The 25,312-nt window shown below is 59.8% G+C and carries 25 protein-coding genes; 9 read left to right on the forward strand and 16 right to left on the reverse strand.

The window, feature by feature from the left end; all coding sequences use genetic code 11:
- Positions 1-227 precede the first annotated feature (227 nt).
- The 4 genes from EV286_RS15625 to EV286_RS15635 all read left to right on the forward strand — a co-directional run bounded on the left by EV286_RS15625 (position 228) and on the right by EV286_RS15635 (position 3,428).
- Positions 228-515 (forward strand): DUF1330 domain-containing protein, encoded by a 288-nt coding sequence (locus EV286_RS15625; RefSeq protein ID WP_132958077.1) that lies wholly within the window; start codon positions 228-230, stop codon positions 513-515.
- Between the two features lie 57 nt (positions 516-572).
- Positions 573-743 (forward strand): hypothetical protein, encoded by a 171-nt coding sequence (locus EV286_RS31985; RefSeq protein ID WP_165932859.1) that lies wholly within the window; start codon positions 573-575, stop codon positions 741-743.
- Positions 744-758: 15 nt separating this feature from the next.
- On the forward strand, positions 759-1,601 hold the full coding sequence (locus EV286_RS15630; protein ID WP_132958078.1) for a GNAT family N-acetyltransferase: 843 nt from the start codon (positions 759-761) through the stop codon (positions 1,599-1,601).
- A 354-nt stretch (positions 1,602-1,955) separates the two neighbouring features.
- Positions 1,956-3,428 (forward strand): sugar porter family MFS transporter, encoded by a 1,473-nt coding sequence (locus EV286_RS15635; protein WP_132958079.1) that lies wholly within the window; start codon positions 1,956-1,958, stop codon positions 3,426-3,428.
- A 67-nt stretch (positions 3,429-3,495) separates the two neighbouring features.
- On the opposite strand, the gene EV286_RS15640 is transcribed toward EV286_RS15635, so the two are convergent.
- The 12 genes from EV286_RS15640 to EV286_RS15695 all read right to left on the reverse strand — a co-directional run bounded on the left by EV286_RS15640 (position 3,496) and on the right by EV286_RS15695 (position 14,527).
- Positions 3,496-4,476, reverse strand: a complete 981-nt coding sequence (locus EV286_RS15640) for a zincin-like metallopeptidase domain-containing protein (protein WP_132958080.1) — start codon at positions 4,474-4,476, stop codon at positions 3,496-3,498.
- 649 nt (positions 4,477-5,125) lie between these two features.
- The gene (locus EV286_RS15645) at positions 5,126-6,028 is read right to left on the reverse strand and encodes a PD40 domain-containing protein (protein WP_132958081.1); all 903 of its coding nucleotides are present in this window, start codon (positions 6,026-6,028) and stop codon (positions 5,126-5,128) included.
- Between the two features lie 21 nt (positions 6,029-6,049).
- A complete protein-coding gene (locus tag EV286_RS15650) occupies positions 6,050-6,631 on the reverse strand; it encodes a sugar phosphate isomerase/epimerase (protein WP_207909846.1) in 582 nt (193 codons plus the stop codon).
- Between the two features lie 178 nt (positions 6,632-6,809).
- Complete coding sequence (locus tag EV286_RS15655) at positions 6,810-7,568, reverse strand: sugar phosphate isomerase/epimerase (protein WP_132958083.1); 759 nt, start codon at positions 7,566-7,568, stop codon at positions 6,810-6,812.
- Positions 7,569-7,582: 14 nt separating this feature from the next.
- Positions 7,583-8,407, reverse strand: coding sequence for a DUF1080 domain-containing protein (locus EV286_RS15660; protein WP_132958501.1), 825 nt, complete (start codon positions 8,405-8,407; stop codon positions 7,583-7,585).
- An 11-nt stretch (positions 8,408-8,418) separates the two neighbouring features.
- Positions 8,419-9,237 (reverse strand): aldo/keto reductase, encoded by an 819-nt coding sequence (locus EV286_RS15665; RefSeq protein WP_207909850.1) that lies wholly within the window; start codon positions 9,235-9,237, stop codon positions 8,419-8,421.
- Positions 9,238-9,297: 60 nt separating this feature from the next.
- On the reverse strand, positions 9,298-9,774 hold the full coding sequence (locus EV286_RS15670) for a VOC family protein (protein ID WP_132958084.1): 477 nt from the start codon (positions 9,772-9,774) through the stop codon (positions 9,298-9,300).
- A gap of 25 nt (positions 9,775-9,799) precedes the next feature.
- Positions 9,800-10,279, reverse strand: a complete 480-nt coding sequence (locus EV286_RS15675; protein ID WP_132958085.1) for a VOC family protein — start codon at positions 10,277-10,279, stop codon at positions 9,800-9,802.
- Positions 10,280-10,333: 54 nt separating this feature from the next.
- Positions 10,334-11,584: an ABC transporter substrate-binding protein gene (locus EV286_RS15680; RefSeq protein WP_132958086.1), complete on the reverse strand. Its 1,251-nt coding sequence runs from the start codon at positions 11,582-11,584 to the stop codon at positions 10,334-10,336.
- Positions 11,585-11,615: 31 nt separating this feature from the next.
- Positions 11,616-12,728: an ATP-binding cassette domain-containing protein gene (locus tag EV286_RS15685; protein ID WP_132958087.1), complete on the reverse strand. Its 1,113-nt coding sequence runs from the start codon at positions 12,726-12,728 to the stop codon at positions 11,616-11,618.
- Positions 12,729-12,731: 3 nt separating this feature from the next.
- Entirely contained in the window at positions 12,732-13,664 is a 933-nt protein-coding gene (locus tag EV286_RS15690; protein ID WP_207909851.1) for a carbohydrate ABC transporter permease, read from the reverse strand.
- Complete coding sequence (locus tag EV286_RS15695) at positions 13,661-14,527, reverse strand: sugar ABC transporter permease (protein WP_132958088.1); 867 nt, start codon at positions 14,525-14,527, stop codon at positions 13,661-13,663. Before EV286_RS15695 ends, EV286_RS15690 begins: the two co-directional genes overlap by 4 nt.
- A gap of 132 nt (positions 14,528-14,659) precedes the next feature.
- On the opposite strand from EV286_RS15695, the gene EV286_RS15700 reads away from it, so the two are divergent.
- Positions 14,660-15,679: a LacI family DNA-binding transcriptional regulator gene (locus tag EV286_RS15700; protein WP_245500719.1), complete on the forward strand. Its 1,020-nt coding sequence runs from the start codon at positions 14,660-14,662 to the stop codon at positions 15,677-15,679.
- Positions 15,680-15,793: 114 nt separating this feature from the next.
- Positions 15,794-16,015, forward strand: a complete 222-nt coding sequence (locus EV286_RS15705; RefSeq protein ID WP_132958089.1) for a hypothetical protein — start codon at positions 15,794-15,796, stop codon at positions 16,013-16,015.
- Between the two features lie 231 nt (positions 16,016-16,246).
- Here EV286_RS15705 and EV286_RS15710 read toward each other — a convergent pair whose 3' ends face one another.
- Entirely contained in the window at positions 16,247-17,137 is an 891-nt protein-coding gene (locus EV286_RS15710) for a LysR family transcriptional regulator (protein WP_132958090.1), read from the reverse strand.
- A gap of 284 nt (positions 17,138-17,421) precedes the next feature.
- Between EV286_RS15710 and EV286_RS15715 the strand changes: the two genes are divergently transcribed.
- Entirely contained in the window at positions 17,422-17,658 is a 237-nt protein-coding gene (locus tag EV286_RS15715; protein WP_132958091.1) for an Arc family DNA-binding protein, read from the forward strand.
- A 270-nt stretch (positions 17,659-17,928) separates the two neighbouring features.
- Here the strand turns inward: EV286_RS15715 and EV286_RS15720 are convergent, their stop codons facing one another.
- Positions 17,929-19,197: an ATP-dependent helicase gene (locus EV286_RS15720; protein WP_132958092.1), complete on the reverse strand. Its 1,269-nt coding sequence runs from the start codon at positions 19,195-19,197 to the stop codon at positions 17,929-17,931.
- Positions 19,194-21,008 (reverse strand): AAA family ATPase, encoded by a 1,815-nt coding sequence (locus EV286_RS15725; protein ID WP_132958093.1) that lies wholly within the window; start codon positions 21,006-21,008, stop codon positions 19,194-19,196. Before EV286_RS15725 ends, EV286_RS15720 begins: the two co-directional genes overlap by 4 nt.
- A 573-nt stretch (positions 21,009-21,581) precedes the next feature.
- Here EV286_RS15725 and EV286_RS15730 point away from each other — a divergent pair.
- Both EV286_RS15730 and EV286_RS15735 read left to right on the forward strand, forming a co-directional pair.
- The gene (locus EV286_RS15730; RefSeq protein ID WP_132958094.1) at positions 21,582-22,472 is read left to right on the forward strand and encodes a hypothetical protein; all 891 of its coding nucleotides are present in this window, start codon (positions 21,582-21,584) and stop codon (positions 22,470-22,472) included.
- Entirely contained in the window at positions 22,469-23,347 is an 879-nt protein-coding gene (locus tag EV286_RS15735) for a hypothetical protein (RefSeq protein WP_132958095.1), read from the forward strand. Before EV286_RS15730 ends, EV286_RS15735 begins: the two co-directional genes overlap by 4 nt.
- A 564-nt stretch (positions 23,348-23,911) precedes the next feature.
- On the opposite strand, the gene lpdA is transcribed toward EV286_RS15735, so the two are convergent.
- Positions 23,912-25,309, reverse strand: coding sequence for a dihydrolipoyl dehydrogenase (lpdA, locus tag EV286_RS15740; RefSeq protein ID WP_132958096.1), 1,398 nt, complete (start codon positions 25,307-25,309; stop codon positions 23,912-23,914).
- Between the last annotated feature and the right edge of the window lie 3 nt (positions 25,310-25,312).

Here is a 25,312-nt window from a genome sequence, read left to right on the forward strand (position 1 = left end):
GGGCTTGCCGGAACAAGCTTCAAGCACGAGCATCTCGCCGCGATTACCGCGGAAGGCCCGCAGCGCGGCTTCTTCGAAGTCCATGCCGAAAACTAACGCCGCCTGTCTGCAGCAAAGCAACGGACAAGTGTGTCCGATCTCGCATGACCGGCCACAGCTGCCGGCGCCCTCAATGAAATAAAGTCAACGGAGTGCTGAACTCCATCTGCCCAACGAAGGGATTTATCATGACCGCATTTGTTGTGTTTACCAGGGAAGAGATACTCGATCAGAGAGAGCTTGATGAATACTCCGCGAAGGTCGGAAAGACATTCGATGGTCATCAGGTGAAGGCCCACGCAGCCTATGGGACGCTCGAAGTGCTGGAAGGTCCGCAGATCCTGGGCGCGGTCATTCTCGAGTTCCCCGATATGGACGCCGCACGGAATTGGTACCACAGTCCATCGTATCAGGAGGTCGTGCAGCATCGATTTCAGGGTGCAAACTACCGCAGCTTTATCGTCCAGGCCCTGTGATTGCGGGATCACCGAAAATGTCGTCACGCCACTTTATTGTCGGCCCCGACGGTGATCGTGGCGGCCGACCAGATCAAGTTGGCGGCGATCCCACAGATCGAACTCGACGATCCGGATGCCTTCAACGCCATAGCCGCGCATCCCATAGACCAATCGCTGCTGCCCAGGCGATCGTCACAAATCTCGGACCTCTGTGCCAAGCCGCTCGCGCGCGGGGATTATCGTTAAATTGAGAGGAATATTATGCCAAGAAAGCACGTCATTGGTCCCTCGCCTTCCGCCGTGGAGTGGATCGAGCGGGAAGCATGGATCGACATATATGAGGCGGCTCCTGCAGCGGTGAACACGGCGCTCAAGTTGCACTCGACCCTAATTGGAGAGACGCCGGTTTTCGCCTGCCTCGGCATACCAATATCGGAGCTCAATCGGGCGTTTATGCTGGACGATCTAGCTAAGCCGAAAATTGACGACGCGGCCCAGTGGCTCGAGGACATTGCAGCTCCCAATTTTGCACTGCAAATCGCAGCAAACGACACGACTGCCGAGTTGCAGGCGTGGGCCAGGCGAAATCATTTTGAACCCTTCGGCAATGGCTGGTCGAAACTCACGAAAAATATCGCTTTTGACGAAGAAGGCGATCTTGTCCAAAATGAGCGGATCTCTTTTACGACAGATCCGGATCCGGCTTTGTATGGCCGCCTCGTCGTCAGTGCGATGGGCCTGCCAGAGGCGGCACAAGCGTGGTTTTCCGCCTTGGTCGGTCGACCAAATTGGACAACGATAGTTGCTATGCTGGACGGCGAGCCCGTGGGATCGGGAGCGCTTTTCGTCAAGGATACGTGGGCTTGGTTCGGTATCGACGGGACGATTGATAGTGCTCGCAGACAGGGGGTCCAGGCAGCGTTGATTCAATTTCGTATTCGGTCTGCGCGAAAGTTAGGGGCATTTTATCTGACGGCGGAAACCGGCCGCCCCGAAAAGGCTGATGGCAAGCATACCTCACGTCAAAACTATATACGCAATGGTTTCTCCGAGGCCTACCACAGGCTTAATTTCAAAACGAAGACGGAGGATGGAGCGTCCTGAGGACGACAGCGTCTGCGAGGCCTGCAGCGCGCCACCGTGATTGCCCAAGCACTAGCTGAGTTGGGAGTCGATCCAGGTCTCGTAGAAGTCGGAAGCCTTGGGGCAGAGCGTCCAATGCCAGATCGAGATCCGGACAGCCCCTAAAACGATTGAGTAGAGATATCGGTGGAATAGTGCCGGCGAGACATATCGCCGGACGATTTTAGCTGGCAGCTATACTCAGCTGCTCCAGGAATTTCGGCTCCTCTGAACGCCGCTGTTGCCCGAGGCTCTCGCGCCGTTCAAGATGCTGGGAATCCGAACAGGGGATGGATGTTCGGCTCTCTACCAGCACCGAATGGCTGATCCATAACAGTGGACAGTCAAATTGCCGTCGCATGTCGTCGCGCTCTGGAGGAAACACCGATGAATTTGGAACCAACCGACTCAACCGGAGATTCGGCGCCACCGGCGGAGAGCCTGACATTCTGGCTTGCCGTCGTGATCGTGGTCGTCATCTTTGCCGGCGGCCTGTTTGGCTACGACCAGGGTGTAATTTCCGGCGCGCTGCCTGGGATCAAGGAAACGTTCTCGCTCAGCGTCTTTATGCTGCAGGTAGTGACCAGTTGGGTGACGTTGGGCGCGCTCGCCGGATCACTCATGGCTGGCAGCCTCGGTGATGCGGTCGGACGCAAGCGCACCATGCTCCTTGCGGGCGCGCTGTTCACGCTGGGCGCAGTTGTACAATCCTTGGCGCCCGGAGAGCTAGTACTGGTTGCCGGACGCCTCGTTGTTGGCATCGGTGTCGGCGTCGCCGCCGTTGCGGCGCCGCTCTACGCGGCAGAACTCGCACCGGCGAGCTTTCGCGGCCGCTTTATCTCGAGCTACCAGCTTGCGATCACGGTCGGAATTTTCCTAGCCTATCTCGTCAATGCACATCTTTCGGAGAGCGGCAACTGGCGAATGATGCTCGGAGCGACAGCCGTCCCTGGGCTCGTACTGTTTCTGGTCGCCCTGGTAGCACCCGAATCTCCTCGCTGGTTGATGATGAAGATTCGCCGCGCCGAGGCGCGCGCGGAAGCCCACAAGGTCTATTCTGACATCGACGTGGAGACACATCTGAATGCCATCGAGGTCGCTCTTCGCACCGAGGATAAGCCCGCCCCGTGGAGCGAACTATTTCATCGCGAGTGGCGAAATCCGCTGGTCGTGGCGATCGGGCTGGCGATCTTTCAACAGATCACCGGCATCAATGCGATTATATACTATGCCAATCAGATATTTGCGTCTGCGGGATTTGCATCGCCAGAGTCTCAGGCGATCGTAACCACTTGGGCGATCGGCGGCGTCAACGTGGTCGCAACCTTGTTCGCCATCGCCTTCATCGACAACGTCGGGCGTCGCAAATTACTGCTGACCGGCCTCGTGGGGATGGGCGTGAGCTTGATTGCGGTCGGCGTTGCCTTCCAGTTCATTGGCGTCCAAGGTCAAGCTCCGGCAGCGGTCGGCCCGACGCTGGCGGGTATTGCCACGGTCGCCGCCCTCATCGTCTTCATCGCCAGTTTCGCCTTTTCGCTGGGTCCCGTAGTTTGGACCGTGATCAACGAAGTGTTTCCTGCGCGCGTGCGCGGTCGTGGCGTCGCGCTGGCAACCGCCGTCAACTGGGGCTCAGCCTATCTCGTGAGCCAGTTCTTCCTCTCGCTCGTCAATGCCATCGGTAGCTCTTTGACGTTCTGGCTGTTCGCCTTGTTCTGTGGGATCGCCTGGCTTTGGATCTATCGCACTGTCCCGGAGACAAAGCGGCAATCGCTCGAAGACATTCAGCGGATGTGGTCGCCGCAAGAATGATCTGTCCCACGAGTTCAGGGTTCTGCATAGTCGCCCTGGATCGGGACCGGAGGCGCGATCCGGCGGCTTACGCCGCCACCTCCCCGTGGTTATGGTCGCCATCATCCTCGCCATGATCAGCGTCGAGATCCGGCTGCAGATGATGCAGGTAGTCGACAGCGCGCTGTGCGTGGGCGGCAGCGGTGAAGATGGCGCGCCTGTCGCGGCCGAGGACCTCGAGCCAGCTGGCGAGATAGCTCGCATGATCCGGGCGTGGCTGAAGTTCAGGGACGATGCCGAGATCGGCGCAGAGGAAGCAGCTGCCGAGTTCGGCAATCAGCTCCTCGCGGGCGCGTTCGCTCCTGTCTTTGGCATAGCGGCTGAGATCGCGATCGAGCCGATGCGGCGATGCCGTCCAGTGGGTCATCTCGTGACTGAGTACTGCGACATAGGAACCGTCATCCGTGAACGCATCGAAGGCTGGCATCTGGATATAGTCGCGGGCCGGCACGTAATAGGCTGCCGTTCCCCCATGGCGGATCATCGCCCCGGTATTGGCAAAGAAGCGGCCGGCGTCGCCGATGCGGATCAGCGGATCCTCAACCGGAACCGGGGCATTGGCGATGTCGTCATACCGGTCGTCGAGGCCGGCGATCTGGTCGCGGTTGAAGACGGTGTAGCTCTTCAGGAACGGAATATCCTGTTCCAGCTCCTCGCCGGTCTCGGACGTTTCCTTGCGCATGAACGAACTGGCGAAGAGGACGGTCGTCCCGGTCTCGCCCTTGCGGACCGCGCCGCCAAGTTCGATCGCCTGGCGGAAGGTCATCCAGGTCGACGAGGCAAAGCCGCGGGCGATCGCCTCGGACCAGAGAAGCAGGACATTGATGCCCGAATAGGGCTGGCCATTGTGGCGCAGTGGCCGGGTGATCGCGCCGGTCGCGGAACCAGAGTTCCATGGCCTGGTCCATGGTCTGACCCAGGGCCGCACGCCCTGCTCGAGCTCGGCGATGATCGTGTCGGTGATGCGGCTGTAGAGATCGGCGCGTTGATTGGACTGCTGCCTGCCCATGTTGGAACCTCCGTTTTGCGGTCGCGGCCATCGCGACCTGCTACGGCGGTCCCGAAGCCAGGCGGCAAGCAGCGCCCGCACCCGAAGGGCCGCAACGCAGTGGAGGACGGCAAGGCCGTTGCGAGCGATGCGCGCCTGGCAGGACCAGAGCCGCAGCAGGGCGCGATGGCGGCAGTCGCACGGAGATGATCGGCAAGGCAGGATGCGGCAGGGGCAGAGACGTTGAACGATTGTACGGCGGACGCAGACAGCAGCAGCCGCCTCCCCTCACCTCACCTTCCCGACCGTGGGAATGAACTGTTTTCGGGCACCAGGGCGAACATTGCCGCGAATGGCGGACTCTGTGAACGTTGCGCAGAGACTAGAGTCACTCAACAAGCAGTACGGGACGAGTTGCCTGGTGAGCGGCGAGACGGCGACGACCGTTGGCAATAGTTCACGCCTAAAATACTTGGGATCGACGATCCGTTCGCAACAGGCAGAAACAGGTCGACCTGCATGTGTTGGCGGATTGACTTCATCTGCTGAAATGCTCTTTGCACAGCCAGTCACGTGGGCATCTGGTTTTGCGCTCGGTGCTGCGGCCAGGAACAGGCCAAAAACCCGCTCTGGCCGCAATGCGAACGATAGCGCGTCACCTATCGGTTTCCTATTTGGGTTTCCCAGACGGATACCGGACATAGGCGAACGACTTCGAGTCCGGCGACCACGATGCGACATTGATGCTTCCTTGCCCACCGTTGAAGCGATCGATGTCGACTGTCGCGCCGCCTTCGGGCCTCATGGTCCGGATGATTACATCCTTGTCAGCGGGATGACCGACCGTCCCTTGCGGGAACGCGATATAGGCGACGATGCTGCCGTCCGGCGACAAGTGCGGGAACCAGTTGACCAGCTCATCATGTGTCAATTGCTGTAGGTCCGACCCATCGGGCCGCATCCGGAAGACCTGTGCATGTCCAGGCACCTTCGCGGCCGCTTCCGAGTTGAAGTAGATCCAGGCACCGTCCGGGCTATATTCCGGCCCATCGACCGGGCAGGCTCCATCTGTCAGAACGGTGTCCGGTCCGCCGGCCGAGGGAATGGTGCATACACGCGTGATCACCTTGCCGCCTTCGAGCTCGAGACCGACATAGGCGAGAGTTTCCCCGTCCGGCGAAATGCCGTGAAGATAGTATCGAAATCCACGGGACGGATCCTGTTCGTTCGACACACGCTCTGGCGTGCCGCCATCGATACCGACCCGATAGAGGTGGCCGTCGTTAGCGCTGATATAAAGGTGCTTCCCGTCGGGCGACACGACATGGTCATTGTTCAGATCTTCGATCGGCGCGGTGTTGATGCGGGAAGGACCGACTGTGCCATCCGGAGATATCCGGAAGAGGCGGCCGTCACCGTTGTAGACGAGCCACTTCCCGTCCGGCATCCAATTCGGTGCTTCGATGAGCTCGGTCGTTTCGTAGATGACTTCGACACGGCTGCCGTCGCGCGAGGCGACAACGAGCTGGCTGATCTGGCCGTCATGCAAACGGCGCGGCGACTTGGGGCGCATGGGTTGCCTTTCTTTCTAGGTTTACGCGATGGCGGCCGATGTCATCCAGCCGTCGAGAAAATCGATTGATCGGTTGAGGAAGCCCGAAACGTCCTGAGCGTGGTCGTGCTCCATGACCAACAGGTCTACGCGGGTCTGGTTCAGCGATGCGCGGATCGCTTTCCATTCGAGCACGCCGGATCCAATGTCGGCACCGCCTTTTTGTTTCGGATCACCTTCCGGACCGGAAACGTCCCGCATATGGAGGGCGGTAATTCGGCGTCCGTTGGTCCTCAGCTCTGCGGCCGGATCAACGCCAGCCGATGCGAGCCAACCGAGATCGCACTCCCACTCGAGCTCCGGAACCGACTCAAGGAGGAGATCGATCGGACGCTCCCTCGCAGCGATCGGTACAAGCTCTGCACCGCCGTTGTGCCAACCGAGCCGTAGCCCTTCGGCCTTCATCTGATGCGAAAGTTCGAGGAGCTCGCGTCCGACATCCAGGCATCCGCCCCGACTTGATATTCTGTCGGCCTCGATGCCCGGAACAATGAAGCGGCGAACCTCGAACGCCCTGGCAACCTTTTGGCGGCGATCCCTGTCTTTCAAGTGCGCTAAAGACATATGGGCGCTCGGCATCGTCATATTCCGCGAGGACAGACTGTTGGCGAGCCCTTCTATTTCATAGATCGCGTCCCAGCCTTCAACGCGAGATACACCTCGCCGAACCAATAGATCTAAAAGAGGGTCAAGCTGGGCGACATCGCGCGCTGTATAGAGTTGGAACGACAGGTGCATGAATTTAGTCCTTCATGCTCTTGATGAACTCGATCGAACGCTTGGCCGTCTCGAACCAATCCTTGGGATCGTCGTGTTCGACGACGACGTGATCGGTGCGCGTCGTCGAAAACAGCGGCCAGAGCCGGGACCAGTCGATAATGCCGTCGCCCATCGCAGCCCATCCGGCCTCTTCGGTCACGCCGGCAGCCTTTGTGTCTTTGACTTGAATCGCCAGAATTCGGTCAGCGTGACGTTGAAGGGCTTCGACCGGATCGACGCCGGCCCGGGTCACCCAAGCAAAGTCGGCTTCGAAACCGACACCCGGTCCGGCCGCCTCAAGCAGATGGTCGATCGGGTAGGCACCGTCAGGAAGTGCAACGTACTCGAAGTCATGATTGTGCCAAGCGAGCCGTAGCCCCTGCCCCGCCAGACTGTCCGCGACCTTACGGAGACTGGCGCCGATGCGACGCCAGCCGTCGGCGTCCTGCGGTCGCTGCTCCGGTGCCAGCCATGGCGGTATCAGGAGATCGGAGCCAAGAGTGTGGGCAATATCGGCGAAGCGTGCCGGATCGGCAACGAGCTCGTCGTAGGGGAGATGAAAGCCAAAGCACTTCAATCCCACATTGTCGAGTTGCGCGCGAAACCCCGAGGGATCAGCCTCGTAGTTTGGAAGGAAGGGTTCGACGCCGTCATGGCCAAGCGCCGCCAGCTTTTCGAGCTGTGGTTCAACCGGTGGAAAATTGCGGGAGGAATAGAGTTGAAACGCGATCTTGTAGGTCAATTCAGTTCTCCTGATCAGAGCGTGCGGATGCGGATGTTGCGCCATCTGCACGCTGCCGCCCGTCCCCATCGCTCGTCGCCGATGTTGGGGTCGTTGTCGTGGACTTCGAAGGCTATGTGTCCGGATCTGCCGAGGAGCGCCTTGGTGGCTTCTGGATCGAAAACCGAGGGAGGAAATGCCGCAGCGTCCATCTCGGCGATGCGCGTGCCGTTGATCACCGTAGTGATCATAGGAAGTTCACCCCTGACCGTGACACGGAACTCGTTCCAGGCATCCCATTTCCATATGCGCATGAACTCCCCGCCAGTCGCAGCGCAAGACAGAAGCGAGCGCTTGAGATCGCTGATCGGCTCGATAGTCGTCTCCGGATCCTCCAGCTTGATGCCGATAGGATTGCCCGCGGCGTCTCGATCGACGTCGACCTGGAAATTGATCGCGTGGAACCTGCCGATCCCGTTCCCGTAGAAGCCGCCGATGTTGCCGGATTTCCGGTGATCCAGGAGGATCTGATAGCCCTGCGAGCCAATCGCGCTTGCCCGCACCATGATCCCAGTATCTGCGGGCCAGTCGGGTCGGGCTTCGAAGATCAGTTCGAAATCCTCGTAGGTTTCATCGCTGACGAGATATGCACCAAGGCCGCAACCCGGCGGATCCTGCCGTCCGACGATTGCGCCGTCCTCGATCGTCCACCGACCAGAGTGCGCCTTGATCCGGCTGGCCTCAGGCTCCGAAATGTCGGGCATCGGTTGCGTGGGCCATTGCGGCGCCACGGTGCGCGGAACCGCATGCCAGCCCGCGATCGTCCTTCCATCGAAAAGTGAGCGTTCAGAATTTGTCATCATGCTTCCTGTCAGTCCCAGTCCGGAGCGATTGCCTCGGGATCAATGATGCGGTGGCCGCGATCCAGCGCGGCAATCGCCTGGAGCTCGTCGGGGTCGAGGCGCAACTCTCCTGCTGCCAGGTTTTCCACGAGGTGTTGCCGGCTGCGAGAGGACGGAATGACGGTCAGTCCTTCGTGGACCGCCCAGGCAATGGCAACCTGTGAAGGCGTTACTCCGCGGCTTGTTGCTATGCTGCGGATCGTCTCATCATCGGCAACAGCCCCGCCTGCAACGGGCATGTAGCCTGTAATGCCAATGCCGTTGTCTCCACAGAACGAACGAAGTGCTCTGTTCTGGAGAAAGGGGTGAACCTCGACCTGATTGTCGAAGATCACATCGGATCCAAGGATCTCGATAGAGCGCTTGAGCAGTGCGATGCTGAAGTTCGACACTCCAATCTCGCGCGCCATGCCTTTATCCTTCGCCGACCGCAGGGCTTCGAGATAAATTGGCATCGCCTCATGATCTCGATGGGGCCAGTGGATCAACACCAGATCAGCGTAGTCCGTGCCGAGCGCTTCGAGACTTTTCTCCAGGCTCTCTGCAACGCGTTCAGGCTTCAGGTTCTGATAGTCGATCTTCGTCGTAAGATGGACATCGGAGCGCCGCAGCCCGCCTTCTCGCACTGCCCTTCCGACGTTGGACTCGTTGCCATAGCCCTGAGCCGTGTCGATCCGGCGGTAACCCGCCTCAAGGGCGGAAAGCATCGCCTCGCAGCCGATGTCACCGCTCTTGCCAAAGGTTCCCAAGCCAATCCTTGGCATGGGATTGCGTCTTCCGTAGTCCATTATCTCCCTCCTCAGGCAATGAGGGGCCGACAGGCCCCGCACGGGTAAGCGAACTCGACCTCACGCCATCTCCGCATGGAGCCTGCGGATCGCCTTGTACTGAATGCAATCCTCGTTCATCTCCATGAGCTCTATGCGGTTGCCATCGGGATCCTCAAGCCAGGAACCGCGATTGCCATCGAGGCCGTGGCCGATCTGCGGCTCATCGACGGTGACCAGTGCGCCGTCCTTCCAAGCGACCAGCCGACCACCGTTTTCCTTGACGCGCGCGAGCATCGGCTCAAGCTTGTCGACAGTCAGGCAAAGGTGATGAACGCCATTGGCCGAAAGACCGGGCGCGCGGTCGGTCTCAGCACCGGGGAAGATTTCAAGGAATGCGTGGTCGGTGATCCTGATGTAGATCAGGAAGAGGCTGCCGTCGTCGTGATGCAGCCGAAGCATCTCGGGCAGCTCGAGAACCTTGTTGTAGAAATTCATGGACGCGTCGACGTCCTTCACCTTGATCGCAATGTGGCCCAGGCCATTGATGTGTTTCATTTGAATTCCCTTTCGGATTGCTGTTTTAGACGGATTGAGTGGGGGTGCGGTCAAACTCGAGGAGTTCGATCAATGCGCCGAGCTGCGAGTTCGTGTCGAAGTAGGCATAGCGCCCTCCTCCGCCGTCGAATTCGCCGCTTTGAATGAGCGGATGACCTTTGCCTGTCAGGTAGGCTGCCTTGCCTGTCATGTCGCTGGTGCGGAAAGCGATGTGATGTAGGCCGGGTCCGCGCTGCCCGAGAAGATCGCGCCACGCGCTTGGCTCGGGTCCCGGCTCGAGGAATTCGAGGTCGATATTTCCGAAGCGCATGAACTTGATCTTGCACGACACGACCGCGTCCTTGCCGAGGTATTTCGCCTTGGCGACTGCAGGATCTGCTGCCTTTGCGGTCGTGATATCGCTCCGGCCGATGAGATCACCAAACCATGCAGCAGTCCGCTCGACGTCGTCGGTGACAAAGCATAGCTGCATGATCGCGTCTTCTTCGAGAAACGCGTTCTCCATGTCAGGTCCTCTTTCAGTGATGGCGATGCGCCTTGCGCGCATCGCCGAAGGATCTCAGAAGATCGAGCTATACTGATTGCGCAGCTCTTCGATCGCCTGCTCCGAAGTCATGTTCGGATCGTTCCAGAAGTGGTCGATCACCTGCCCCGTCGCCTGATACCAGTCTGCGTCGGCGGTATTGTTCGGGTTCGGATGCTGCTTGGCCGGATCCGCAAGTTGCTCGAGCACCACCTTGTTGCACTGATCGAGCTTGTCGGTCGGTGCATTGAGAACTACAGGTGTCGAGCCCTTCGCAGCGGCGAAATCTGCATTCACCTTCGGATCGACCTGCGTCGCAGCCATTACCTCTTGAGCCTTGGTCACCGCCTCGTCCTTCGACTTGACGAAGCCCCAGGCATCAACGGTGACTGCGACACCCGTTGCGCCGGGGATCATGATGCAGCCGAAGTCCTTGCCTGCGACCTTGCCAGCGTTGCGGAACTCGCCCTTGATCCAGTCTCCGTGGATCTGCATCAGTGCCTTGCCCGTGATCACGAGGTTCGTCGTATCATTCCAGGGACGATTGGTGGCGGCAGGATCGGCATGCTGCTGGAACTGACGGACGAGATCGATCGTCTGCTTCAGGCCGGGATCGTCGAAGACGGTTTCATCGGGCTTTTCCGCATAGAACTTGTCGTAGACATCGCCATGGAACCCAGCCATGAGCGCGTGCAGCAGATAGCGCTCCTGCCATTCCTGGGCGCCGATTGCCAACGGAATGAAGCCTGCGGCCTTCACCTTGTCGAAGTCCTTCCAGACATCGTCCATCGACGTCCACTTCGTCGGGTCAACACCCGCCTTCTGCGCGACATCGAGATTGTAGTAGAGCATGCCATCGATCTGGACGCCGATGGGAACCTTGACCATCTTGCCATCGACGGTGATCGCCGACTTCACTGCAGGCGGGAAGTTCGCGGTCGCCCCGGATTTGTTGAAGACGTCGTCCATTGGTACGCCCAGCCCCATCCCCGCCAGATCGCGATACAGGCCAGGAATTGAATCCATGAACGCGTCAGGTGGCGTCCCACCGGAGACCATGTTCACCACGGTCACGTTCGCCCCGGTATCGTGGGCAATGACGTTGAAGTCGGACCACTTGATGCCTTTGGGCTTGAGAGCGTCAATCAGCACCTTGATTGCCGCCGTTTCGGACGGAGAGGTCCAGGTGTAGTTGACCTTGAGCTCAGTTTCCTGAGCCACGACGGGCGAAGCCAATGCGGTCGTCAAAGCGAGCGCTGCGGCAATTCCATAGGACTTTGCTTTCATTACGTCTCCTCCTCCACAAGGTGGGCGCCGCTCAAAGTCGGCGACCAGTTTCACGATTGAATAGATTGAGCACGCCTGCCGGAACGTGCACGGTGGGCGTCTGCGAACCGTTCAGGCGGCCCATGACACCGGGATCCGACCGCACAGCGATTGTCTCCTTGGGTGAGAATGTCAGGAACGCCGTCGACTCCGCGCCGGAGCGCTCGACCATCTGCAATGGCAGCGTCAGCGCAGTGCCTTGGCCCCGCGCGCCTGCCTCCCCAGGCTCGACTGAAATCGATTCTGGCCGGAAACCCAGGGTTACGCGTGCGCCGTCTCCCGGCGTCTCGCTCCAGCCGTAGGACGACAGATCAAAGCGCGCGTCCGCGTGATCGGCTGCGGCGACCGGGCGTCCTTGATCGAGCTTGATCGTGCAGTCCAAGAAGTTCATGCCCGGCGAGCCAACAAAACCTGCAACGAAGACACTTTCCGGACGATCGTAGATTTCGGTCGGTGTGCCGATCTGCTCGACGAGTCCCTTGTTCATCACGGCGATCCGGGTGGCCATCGTCATCGCCTCCACCTGGTCGTGCGTGACGTAGACGATGGTGTTTTTGAGTTCGTTGTGCAGCTTCTTGATCTCAATACGCATCTCGTTGCGAAGCTTCGCGTCGAGGTTCGAGAGCGGTTCGTCAAAGAGGAAGAGCCCAACCTGCCGCACCAGTGCACGCCCGATGGCCACGCGCTGCCTCTGGCCGCCGGACAACTGCGCGGGCTTGCGGTCGAGCAGGTGTTCGAGCTGCAGCATCTTTGCGGCCCAGGCAATCCGGCGGTCGATCTCGTCGGCAGGAAGACCACGTGCAGTCAGCGCGAACCGCATGTTCCCGCGCACCGTCTTGGTGGGGTATAGCGCGTAGGACTGGAACACCATCGCCAGGCCGCGGTCTCTCGGATCAAGATCCGTCACGTCGCGACCGTCAATTATGATCTCGCCATCCTGAGGCTCGATCAGTCCAGCAAGAAGGTTGAGAAGCGTAGTCTTTCCGCAGCCTGAAGGGCCGAGGAGAACAAGGAATTCCCCGTCATCGACTTTGAGGTTGAGGTCCTGCAGAATGACCAGTGCACCGTAGGTCTTGAGGATATTTCTGAATTGAACGACGGACATGTTTCAGCCTTTCAAAGCGCCGGCAGTGATGCCCTGCACGAAGAGTTTGCCCAAGAGGAAGTAGATCAGCAGCGGTGGCGCGGCGGTCAGAAGCGCGCCTGCCATGATGACGTTGTAGACGGCGCCCGAAGTCGTCGTTGAACTCATGTTGTTCAGCATGACCGTCATGGGCTGCCCCGTAGCGCCGCCGAAAGTTGCGCCGACGAGAAAGTCATTCCAGATACCCGTCACCTGCATGATCAGAACGACGATCAGGATATTGCCGGACATCGGCAGGATCACTTCGCGCAGGATGACCCAGAACGAGCCTGAATCGATCATCGCGGCCGACATCAGGTCCGACGGCAGGCCGCGGAAGTAGTTGGTGAAAATCAGCGTGAGGATCGGCAAGGCCAGTGCGGCGTGTACCAGTGCGACACCCCATACGGATCCAAATACGCCGAGTGTCGACGCGATCTTGATCAGCGGGAACATGATGACCTGGAACGGAACGAAAGCGCATACGAACATTGTGAAGAGGAGACCGTTGGCCCACTTCACCTTCCAGACCGCCATGGCATATCCGGTAACCAGGGCGACCCCGATCGACAGGATCAGGCTTGGCGCCAGGATGTAGAGGGAGTTGAAGAAGCCCATAGACAGCCCGGTGCAAACGGTACCCGAGCAGGCTTCGAACATCGCGTAGTGCCAGCCTTCGAAAGTCCATGTCTGCGGAAGAGAGAAGATGTTTCCGAGCCGGATTTCGTCCATCGATTTGAATGCGGTGACGATGATCACGTAGAGCGGCACGCAGAAGAAGGCGGCTGACATCAATAGGAAGGCGAAAATTGCCAGCTTTGGGCCAAAACCCTTTCTCCTTCGGCGTCGTGCTGTGGGTGCTACCGTCGCCTTCGAGACAGTCGTGGCCTGTGTCATTGTTTCGATCCCAGCACTCATGATGCGGACCTCCGACGCAGGAGAACGAATGGCAGGAACAGCAGGCAAGTGATGACCAGCAGGGATGTTGCCGCGGCACTCGCGTATCCCAGGTTCTGTCTTTGCCAGTAGCTGTAGATCGCAAAAAAGGCCGGCACGAACGAACCGCCACCGGGCCCGCCGTTCGTCATCGCCACGATCACCTCGTATGCTTTGACGACACCGATCGACAGGAGAAGAATCGATGTGATGAAGGTCAGCTTCATCATCGGAATGATCACTTCGATGTAGAGACGCCACATCGGGATGCCGTCGATGCGAGCGGCCTGCCATATCTCACTGTTGATATTCTTCAGCCCGGACAGCATCAGCGCCATATAGAAGCCCGTGCTTTGCCAGATGGAGGCGATGATGATGCCGTACATCACCGTTTCCTTGGAGGAGAGCCAATCGAGGTTGAGGCCTACGAGCCCGAACGATTCAGCGGCGTGCTGCAGACCGAGAGACGGATTGAAAAGCCACTTCCAGACGATCCCGGTTACGATGAGCGAGACGGCCAGCGGATAGAGGAAAATCGTCCGGAATAACGATCGGCCCAGAACCTCCTTGTCGACGAGAACGGCCAGAACGAAGCCTATGAGAATGGACAGCAGGCTGCCGATCCCCAAGATCACCATGTTCTGAAGAGACAGCGCCCACGCGCTGTCTCTGAACAGACGTGCGTACTGAACGAGGCCGCTGAACTCGTAGCTGGGAAATCGGCGGCTGTTGGTGAACGACAACATGATCGTCCAACCGACGGATCCGACAAACGCGAAAGCAGTTACGGCAACAGCAGGCGTAAGGGCGAGCTGGGGCGTAATGCGACTCCAACGGGTCGACATTCGGAAATCCTCCACTTTCTTCGCTGCAAGAGCCCTCCTCGGCCCTGTAGTAACGCTGCGACACTTGCTGTAGTAACGTTACTCCTGCATTGATGCAAGGGGAATTTTGGAAAACTTACGAGATCGGACCGCATGTCGATGACACCACGGAAAGTCACACTGGCCGACATAGCCGCCAAGACGGGCTATGGAACCAACACGGTGTCACTGGCGCTGCGCGGCAGCACGCGCATCTCTCAGCCTGCCAGAGACCTAATCCGTCGTGTCGCTGCGGAAATGGACTACGTCCCGAACCAAATCGCGCAGTCGCTGGTATTGAACCGAAGCAATACGATCGGACTGATCCTTCACGAAATCACGAACCCGGTCCTCACCAGCGTCGCGCATATGGTTCAAAAAACTCTTGGGAAGCATGGCTATAGCGTCCTGTTCGCGTCCTCAAATGGCGACCCAGAAGAGGAACTACGCGCGATTGCAGCGTTCCGTGCGCGAATGGTTGACGGTCTTCTCATTTATCCGATCGACCATTCGAAGCTCGATCATCTCAAGGCACTACGCCGGAATCACTTTCCGACCGTTCTTCTCATCCATACCGACGCTGATGACATCGATGCAGTCGGCATCGATGAACGACGTGGCGCATTCGATGCCACGATGCACCTGATCGAGCGCGGTCACCGCCGTATTGGAACGCTCGGCCCGGGCTTCACCGCATCGATTGGCAATGTCGGAAAGCTTCAGGGGTATCGCGACGCCATAGAGAAGGCCGGGCTCACCTATGAAGCCGAACTGGTAGCAACCCCATTCGATCACTCGATCGCGGCTGGAGTCCGGGCGATGGAGGAACTGATGGGACTCGAAAACAGACCCACTGCGGTATTTGCAACAAGCGACCTGACCGCTCTGGCAGCGTTGCGCTGGGCCGCCAGGACCCACACCAAAATCCCGGATGAACTCGCAATCGTCGGCTTCGATGACACCGATTATGTCGCTCAGGCATCTATTCCGATTTCGTCGATTCACAACGACGTAGAGAAACTCGCAACTGAAGCTGTGGATCGACTTCTCCACCTTATCGATAACAAGGAAACGTTGCCCCCTGCTCGCTCCTTGCCCACGCCCGGACAACTGATCGTCCGGGAGAGCTCGTGATATTCCGTTGCCTCCAACACGCACTTAGTCCCAGATGCGGGGATATCGGTAAGCCGAGTATGGCCAATATTCCAGTTTCTGGTATCGTCCCGCTACTTGTGGGGAGTAGGCGTTATGAAGAGTTTGGTGCCTGAGGCTTTCTATTGGGCAAGATCGGACAATCACACGTCCGGGAGGATGACCATCGTTCAGATCTCGACGATCTTCGGTGATAGTCCGGATTACTGGACGATCGCGGTTCCCGGTTCCGATCAGCATCATATGATCGGCGACTTTGAACTGATTGCCTTGGTCGAACCGCTCGATGGCTACCCCCTTCGTCAGGCAGCCGAGTAATCACGTTCCAAAGCCGGCTGTTCGCCTGTTGTCAAAGAATCAACTCATGATTTGCGGCTCGCGGTGAACCTCGCAGCTGACAGCTGAAATGCGCGCGATCTCTGCATTAGGCAATGCGGCCCACTAGGAGCTTGTACTCTCCGGCTTCGAACGCCCAGCAGGATCTGCCCCCGGGAGGTTTCCCCTATTGATGTAGATTTGCGTCGCGGCAACAACCAGAGCGTTGTCCCCTCACCTTCCCGGCCGTGCCAGCGAGCGGGCGATGTCGATGATGTCGTCGCGGGCGGCCGTCGGGTCTTCCTTGTTCCAGGCAACGCCGAGCCCGATCTTCAGATCGATGCCCCTGACCTTCTTCAGCTCGAAATTGCGCTCGGGAAGATTGGCCGTCCATTCCGGCGCAAAGCCGATGCCGAGCCCGGCAGAGACCAGCGACACCAGCGAGAAGGTGTCGTCGCAGCTATAGGCGATGTTGCCGCTCAGATCATGCTCGTCGAACAGCGAGGCGAAGTAGCGCTCGGTATAGGACAGGTTCGCCCGTGAGAAGGCGATGATCTTCTGGTCCTTCAGGTCCTCGACCGAGATCTCCTCCATCTTCGACAGCGGATTGCTCCTGGCGACGGCCAAGAGATAGTGCTCCTGGGCGATCGAGAAGAAGCGCAAGGTGCCGATGTTCTCGACCGGGCGGATGAAGCCCAAATTGATGCGGCCGGTCTCCAGCTGGCGGATGATATCGTCGCTGGTGCCGCTGGTGATGTGCAGGCGGATATCGGGATACTTGCGGGCGATCCTCGCCAGGAAGGCCGGCAGCACGCTTCTGGTTGCCGGATGCACCGTGCCGATCTTGATCTGGCGGATACTCTTTCCCGCCGCCGAGCGGGTCACCTCGGCCGACAGATCGATCTCGCTGAGGATCCGGACGCAGCGGTCGTAGAACACCGCCCCTGCCCTGGTCAGTTCCACCCGCCTCGTCGAGCGGTTGAACAGCTGCACGCCAAGATGCCGCTCGAGCGCCTGCACCTGGTTGGAGAGTGCCGGCTGGGCGATGTTGACCCGCATCGCGGCACGGCCGAAGTGGAGCTCCTCGGCGACCGCGACGAAGTAGGAAAGCTGGCGCAGTTCCATTGGAAACCTTCATTTTATGAGGCTCTGTGTACTTGCCGACTAGGCGCGGGTTTGCAATCCGGGGTAATCCTCGGCTATGCTTCTCGTGACTCATTTTCATAGAACGGAAATGCCGGCTCTAGCGTGCCAGCAGCAAGTTCCCATCGATGCCGAAAACCCTTGAATACTGATCCTCTGAAGTCTGATCCTCGTGCCAACGCGAAAATTGAGATGACGCACCGTGCGTCATTTCTCTGCGTAGCACACCGTGCGTCATATTTTCAAGCAAAAAGTGTGGTGACCCGATGAGTAGAGACGATCCTCATTTCAGGTTGCGCATTCCGGAACATCTCAAAAAGGAGATCGAGGCGTCGGCTCGTGAGAATTCGAGGTCAATCACGGCAGAAATAGTGCATCGCCTCGAGCACTCATTTCTTCTGAGCGATTCCGACAAGAAGAACCTTCTCGACGAAATTGAGCATCTCCGGACGAGGCTTGCCCAGCTGAAAACTCATATCGTCGACCGCGGGTTGGACGTCTGACCCTAAAGGCGCAGCCACTCTGCTTTTATTTGCTCTTGAAGGGATTCGAACTCGCGGCCCCCCCATTTGTCTGGAATTCTCTCGCCAAACACCAACTTGCCCGGCTGGAATGACTGATTTGGGGCCGTCTGCGGACGGGCAGCTATCGGCATCAGATCGCGGATAGCGGACATAAGCCTAGTTCGGCGGTCGAATCGCTAAGACCCAACCACGGAGGTCAGTCCATTCTCGCCCATTCTGACGACCGGACCGTCGTTCGGGGTCCAGCCATCAGGCAAACGGCGCGGCAGCGAGAATATTCTGGCTCTGGACGATGACATTACACCATCGCTTCGCCCGGGTGATCGCGTTGTAGAGCAGGCGGCGCTTGTGTTCAGCATCACCGCCAACCTGATAGGGCCAAATGACCACGACGCCCTCGAACTCCCTGTTCTTGGCCTGCTGTACCGTCATCGCCGTTAGTTGATGCGACGCACCCGCACCATGCTGCCGTCGCAGAGAAACCTGCCGCGCAATGACAATCTCAATCTCCGCACGGGTAAAATTGGCCCGTCCGCAGGCGTGAACCTGGTTTTCGATCCATGAAAGTGTCGCACGCACGGGCCCGGTCCGCGGCAATGCCCGCAACGCTGCGCAGGCCGCCGCCGCTGGCGCATCGGCCGCAAGATCGAGACCGGCGATGATCGCCTGCGCCTCATCGTGGTCATTTCCTTCCCAATGGACGGTGTAAGGCCCGTTGTTATGTTTGCCGCACGGCCCTTGAGCAAGACGGGCGACCACTGAGGCGGCAAAGCCGCCTTGCAGCGCAGGTGTAATCACCGCAACATCGCCGCCCTGCCGCCAGGCTATAGCATTCGCGAGCAAGGTCGTGGCCAGCGGCACGCTGGCGCCCGGTGGCAGCAGCTTGAATCCGACGCTGTTGACCGGTGCATTACCCGCGCGGATCGCGGTCGCTGCCGCTAGTAGACCCGGTGAATTTGTGCGGCGGACCTGCACCAACGTTTCTGGCTCGGCGTCCTGTTGCAGCCAGGCGACCAGCGGGTTGGGGCGAAGCGTCTGGTCGAGACACTGGAACTCGTCAGCGGCGACCAACGCATGGACGGCGCCCGCGAGCGCCTTGAGCATGCGCAGGCGCTCGGGCTTAAGATCCTGACCTTCGTCGACAAGCACGATCGGGAAACTCGACGCAGCCCAGGAGCAAACCTGTGGGTGCTCCAGCATCAATCCGGCTGCCTCGCACACGCGATCGAACTCGCCCTCGGTCGCAGGAGCGATAGCGAGCGCTCCTGCGAGTCCCCGCCACCGGCGATAGATCCGCCACGCAAAGGCATCAATCGTGCAGCAATCCACTCGACCACGCAGGTTGGCGACCGAGCGCAGCCGCTCGGACAGGCGCCGCCGCGACCCGTGCATAAAGGTCAGGGCGAGGACGCGCTGTCCGTCGTTCAGCGGATGGGTTTCCAGTCGTTCCGCCAGCATCTCCATTAGCCGGTACGTCTTCCCGCACCCGGCACCGCCCTCGACGGCCTGAACGGTCACGGCGTGAAGACCTTGATCGTCGGATGGTCCAGATCCGCCACGAAAAGCGGATTATCGATGCCCTGGGCGGCCTCCGTGATGGCGTTGAGGAGCGTCCGCGCGCGTGCGCAACACGCCTCGTTCGCGCCAATCGCGCCTGCAATCGCCTCGTAGCTCGAACTGTCCTTCTTGAGCCCGCCTGTCGCCCGTACCTCGTCCTTGAGGCGCGCGACGAGATTGGCGACATTTCCGGGAGGATTATCGATCGAGATGGCCGGCAGGCAGGCGGCCGAATCGGCATCGATGATCCAGCCGATTACATCCTCGAGCATCTGGCCGTCGGCCCAGCGCAGGATGATCCCCGAATTCGGGGCGCCGACCGTAGCGAGAATATTGGCGTAGCCGATGCCCTCGGGATCGCCATCGACCAGCGCGACCACGCGCGGGTGAAGCGGCGACATCGCTGCAACCGTGCGCACGACAGAGCCGTCGTGGGTCGGAATGACGCCGACAAAAGCGTCGAACCGGCATTCATCGGCGGCGGCCCAGCTCTGATGGAGGTCGACGGCTCGGACGAGCAGACCGAGCCATTCATGATCGGTGCGGCCCTCGGGGATCAGCACAAAGTCATGCATTACCGCCGCTATCGTCTCGACGCGATTCACCTGGAACAGCTTGCGGATGCTGTTGGGTGTGTCAGCCGGCAAGGTCGATTGCAGCAGCGGCACCGAGGTCAGAGTGCCGCCCTCGTTGCGCAGGACCGCAACGCCGGCGGGGTCCGCCAGCGCCGCTACCATTGGCGAGTGGGTTGAAACCAAGGTCTGACGGGAAAGCGACTGGATGCGGTGCACCAGCCGCCGCTGCAACGCCGGCGGGACATGCAGTTCGGGCTCCTCCAGCGCCATCCAGAAATTCTCGTCGGCTTCCACTCGCAGTCGACCGAATTGCAGGAGCAGCAACAGATGCTGGAGTGACAGCAGCCCACTGCCATGTCGCTTCGCCGGGAGCGGCACGTCTGCGCCGTCATGGGCATAGTGCGACACGACGGATTCGAGCAGCCCGTCGGAATCGGTGGGCGTAACTCGCAAATGCAGTGTGGGGTTCGTCCGGAAAAAACCGCGCAGCTCCTGATTGAGCCGGGCAACGATCGGTGACAGACGTTCGTCCTGCTCGAGCATCGCCTCCGGCGCGCGCAAGCGGTCGCGTTCGGCGAGAACCGATTCCGAGGGCTGTCCGTCGCCCGCCGCCACAACGCGGCGGAAAAGCTCGGAACCAAACGATACAGTGCGGTCCCAGGTCCGCGCAGCAGGCACGAAGAAGAAACCGAGTTCGCGGATCAGACGGGCGGGAAGTGGTGTCACCGTCTCATCGTCGAACACGTCGCCGACACTGTCGTCGTCGTGGAAATAGCGTAGCGTCTCGACTTCGAGCGAAGGTCGATGGAACCTTGCCGAAAAGGCAATCTGGCAGGCCAGCTTCCATTGTGGTTCTGTACGTGCTGGATGCACGGTTCCGGTCGTCGGATTCCACCATTTGACGATGCCCCGGTCGTCGCGAAACCAGTCCGGGTGCTGGGACGGATCGTCCTCATGGAAGCCGATCACTGTTGCGGCTAGGCAAATACGATCGGGTGGCTGCGGATTGCTGCCGTGAAAATCATGTTCCGTGAGTTGGCGTATCATCCGATCGCGACCGAACAGCAGCGCCAGCGCCTCGATCACGGTTGTCTTACCGCAATTGTTTGCACCAACCAGCACCGTATGCGGCGAGAAGCGGACCATGCCGTCTCGCACACCCCGGAAATTCTCGATCTTTAGGCTGGCAATCTCCATTCCATCCCCCGTCCTCTATTGGATAGCTATCGGAAACAACTAAGGCTGTCAGCAAGAGATCGGTCTGTTCAGGTCGCGTTGGTCGTCTGTTCCTCAGGAACAGTGTAGGTACGATGGTTGACGGTCGTGCAGCGGATCAGGGGTCGCCTTCCTCTGCATGGCCATAAGCATCGCCTTGCCATTCGGGATCGGAGATTGGCCTCGTGTCTATCCCCCAGATACGCGCAATCCATTGGCGCCGTCGGTCGCGTCGAGCAAGCGCGCGCGCCCGCCAATGCTGTCACACCAGCGCTCCGCAATAACTGCGACCACGTGCCCGGGCTTGGAAATCGGAGAGCGCACAAGACCCGGCAATCCGCGCTCGATCCTCACCATGATCAGACGGACGCCTCAATCGACATTACGCGGTGTCCCGTGCTCGCCACCAAAGTCGATCACGCGCGGGAACATAACTACGCTATCTCGACAAATCACGTGACACATTATATTTACGTTCTTCAATCACTTCACGTAAGGCCAATCTCAATGGAATTCCGCTCCCCCACGGTCGCCCTACAGCAGAATGCTAAGGCGATGACTTACCTTACCAAAAGCCTGACCAATCCGGATGCCGGCCGTGCGATGGTCGAGCAACTCATCGAAGAACTCGGCAATGCGGTCGACTATTATCCCGACTGGCACCCAATTCTGACCGCGCCGCCGCGCAACGGCGCCGAGCACATCAGCAGTCTGTCGCAGCTAAAAACCTACGAGGAGCTCGATCACACGACCGAGTTCGTTCGTGGGTTCGTCACCTGCCCCTATTCGGATGTTGGGGCTGACAAGCTGGTGTCGGCGGTAAATCAGGTGCCGGGCCTGTACGCGTATCGCCTCGAACAGCCGCTTTACGCAGAAAGAGCGCATCCCGTTGTTGTCGTCGCTAACGCCGTCGAACTCGAGGCCGATGGCACCATCCGCAGCCGCGATGCCCTCGCCTGGTTCGTGCAGCAGGCGGCACAAGAAGCGAGGAGCGCCCAGGTGGCCGAGAGCTGGTGGAATATTCGTTCGAACCTGCTCGGTGGCCCGCATGGCTCGCGCTCGTCGCTGTTCGCCAACCAGCATACTGGCAAGCACATGCGCAAGATTCTTGAGGCGATGAACGCCAGCGGGATGTTCGGACCGGTCAAGGAGTCCTCGCTCGATATGCTGTCACAGAAAAAGCGGGACATGATCAGCGAGACGCTTATCCGCACCGCCGTGGCCGAATGGGAGAAGGAAAAGCGTGAATCTTTCTCGTTCGAGATGCGCGGGGAAACATGTCAGGCGTCGGTGCGCGATACCTGGGATGACAATCACGAGCTGTCGGTGCGGGTGCAGATTCGCGAGTTCGATCTCTACATCACCGGCTTCTACTATCCCGAGGATCGCAGGATGACGCATTCTGATCCCCGCGGGAAGCGCGAGCTGGCGGAGAAGTTCTTGTGACGAAAGCCATCGACAAGGAGTTCGTGCGCCAGCGCGACGACGAACTGATCGCGCAGGGCTTGAAGCTGCACCAGCGGCCGTTTCACGTCGCGATGGCCTGGATTAAGGCCGAGGGCATTTCCGGCGACCTCTTCGACAAGGCGGTGTGGGACCCGCTAATGGTGATCTACCATGGGCTCTATCCCGCGGGTGATTTCTCGACGCCGGCGATGCTTAGGGGCGGCGTGGCGCTGCGTGACCAGATGTACCCAGTTCGAGTCGCCGTCGCTTTCGGCACCGTCTCCGTGAATCCGATTGACTGCATAGAGATACCACGCGAGGAGCTGGAGCTTATCTTCAAGCACTATCCGGAACAGGGTTGGCGCGCCTTTTACAGCGTCGCTGACCTGTGGGATTTCGCCTATGGCGTCAGTGATCTGTCGCATGGCAGCGGAGATGCGCCGCAGCTTTTCGCCAACGCGCGCTCGTCTCTCGCGGCAACCGCTCGTATCCTCGCCGGTGACATCGATATTGACTCGGCCGTACAGACGATCTGCCTGACGGCCGAGCTGGCGCTCAAAGGGGCACTTGCCGCGCGCGGCTGGCGTGAGTCGCAATACCGCAAACTGTCGCACCACCTTGACAAGCTCGCCGAGGCGTTGATCGGCGAGGTCTCGACTGCGCGCGACGATCACCTGCGGGGCGCAGTTGCGCACTTCCCTGACTATGTCGGTACCCGCTATGCATCGCACGGCATGACCCGGGCCGAACTGATGGTGCTCGCGATGCGCGCCCAGTTTGTAGCAGCCGAGGCATTGCGCCGTGTATCTGATCGCGATCTCGCGTCGAAGTTGGAAGCTGATCCGAACACCTGGCCGCGACCACCCCTTTGGTAGCGGCGAGGTTGTGCGCAGCTTGCAGATGGCAGCGGTCAAGCTACAGCTTATCTGAACGAACGTCCGCTTTTGGGGGAACCCCGAACAGCGGGGAAGGCCGATGCGAGGGCGCAAAGCAGCCGGTTCTCGCCAGTCAATGCGCGAGATTTGTACCGCCGGCGCTGTGAGAAAACGGCGATGCATCGAACCCGCAGTTCAGGTGACGTTCACAAGGCCAGGCCTGCCCTCAAGCCGGCTCGTGCCGGCGAGGGCAAAGTCGCCGCACCACGAGCAAATTCAACTTCCTATCTGGAGGCACCGCCGCCGAAAACGAAATAGGACGGCCGGCCTTTACCGCTCACAAATGCAGAACGCCCGCTGGCCGTTCTATCTGGCTGAGACGGTGTTTGTGACCGCTTCGACAATTTCGGTCGCGATCTCGAATTCCGGATTCGCATGGCTGAGCTGGCCGGATCGGCTACCTTTGCGCAAAGCGTCGCAGTTGTAACCGGCGGTTCGAAAGGTATCGGCGCTGCGATCTCCAGCGGTTCGAAGGCGATGGAGGGTAGCGTGGGGGACAAAGGCTCAGATATGGAGGGCATGGCCAAGCGCTTTCAACGCGGCTTCCTGGAAGCCTTCGCCGCGCGTCGGATGGGCGTGGATCGTTGCGGCGATGTCTTCGAGACGGGCGCCCATTTCGATGGCCAGCGCAAAGGCGCTCGACAGTTCCGAAACGCCTGCGCCGACGGCCTGCACGCCGAGAACGAGGTTGGTATCCGTTCGCGCGACGATGCGAACGAAACCATCTTCGGAGAGCATGGTCATTGCGCGGCCGTTGGCGCTGAAAGGAAAAATCCCGACCCGGATCTCGTACCCTTGGGCTCGCGCCTCGTCCGGCGAAAGGCCGGCAGTGACGATTTCCGGGTCGGTGAAGCAGACGGCCGGAATGCAGCGCTTATCCCATGTCCGCTTCTTTCCGGCGACGATCTCGGCCACCATCTCCCCCTGCGCCATGGCGCGATGGGCAAGCATCGGTTCGCCGGTGATGTCACCAATGGCATAGACGCCGCGCATCGATGTCCGGCACCGCTCGTCTATACGCAGGAATTTGCCAGTGCGGTCGAGATCGAGCTCGTCCAGTCCCCATCCTTCGGTGCGCGGCTTGCGGCCGACCGTCACGAGAATCTCGTCGGCTGGAAGCCGCTGCTCCTCGCCTTCGTCGGTTTCGATCATGAGGGCCAGCCCCTCCTCTGAAAGCCCCTTGGCCTTGGCGCCAGTCAAGACGCGAATGCCCAGCTCTCCGAGCCGTTTGGCGACGGGCCGGACCAATTCAGCATCATATTGCGGAAGGATCTGCTGCATCGCTTCGACGACAGTTACCTCCGAGCCCATCTTGGCAAAGGCGGTTCCGAGTTCCAAACCGATATAGCCGCCGCCGACAACCACCAGATTCTGCGGCACCGTCTTCAGCGACAGCGCTTCGGTGGAGGAGATGACAGGTCCGCCGAAAGGCAGAAACGGCAGTTCCACGGGCTCGGAGCCGGTAGCGATCACCACGGTCTCGGCGCGGATGACCTGCATTCCTGTTTCCGTCTCAACCTCCACAGTCTTGCCGTCGCGGAATTTCGCTTTGCCATGCACGATCTTGACCTTGGCCTTGCGCAACAGGCCGAGCACGCCGCTGTTCAGGCGGCCGACGATGCTGTCTTTCCAGGCAACAGTCTTTCCAAGATCGAGCTTCGGCGCCTCGACCGTGATGCCGAGCGGGCTCTTGGCGCTCGCCATATGGCTGACCTTCTCGAATTCCTCGGCCGCATGGATCAGCGCCTTCGAAGGAATGCATCCGACATTGAGGCACGTGCCGCCCGCCTTGACGGCCTCGACGATGACGGTATCGACCCCGAGTTGTCCGGCGCGGATGGCGCAGATATAACCACCGGGTCCAGCGCCGATGACGAGAAGTTTGCAGACGATCTCTTTCATGCG

This window comes from Rhizobium sp. BK251, assembly GCF_004345245.1.
Lineage (GTDB): Bacteria > Pseudomonadota > Alphaproteobacteria > Rhizobiales > Rhizobiaceae > Rhizobium.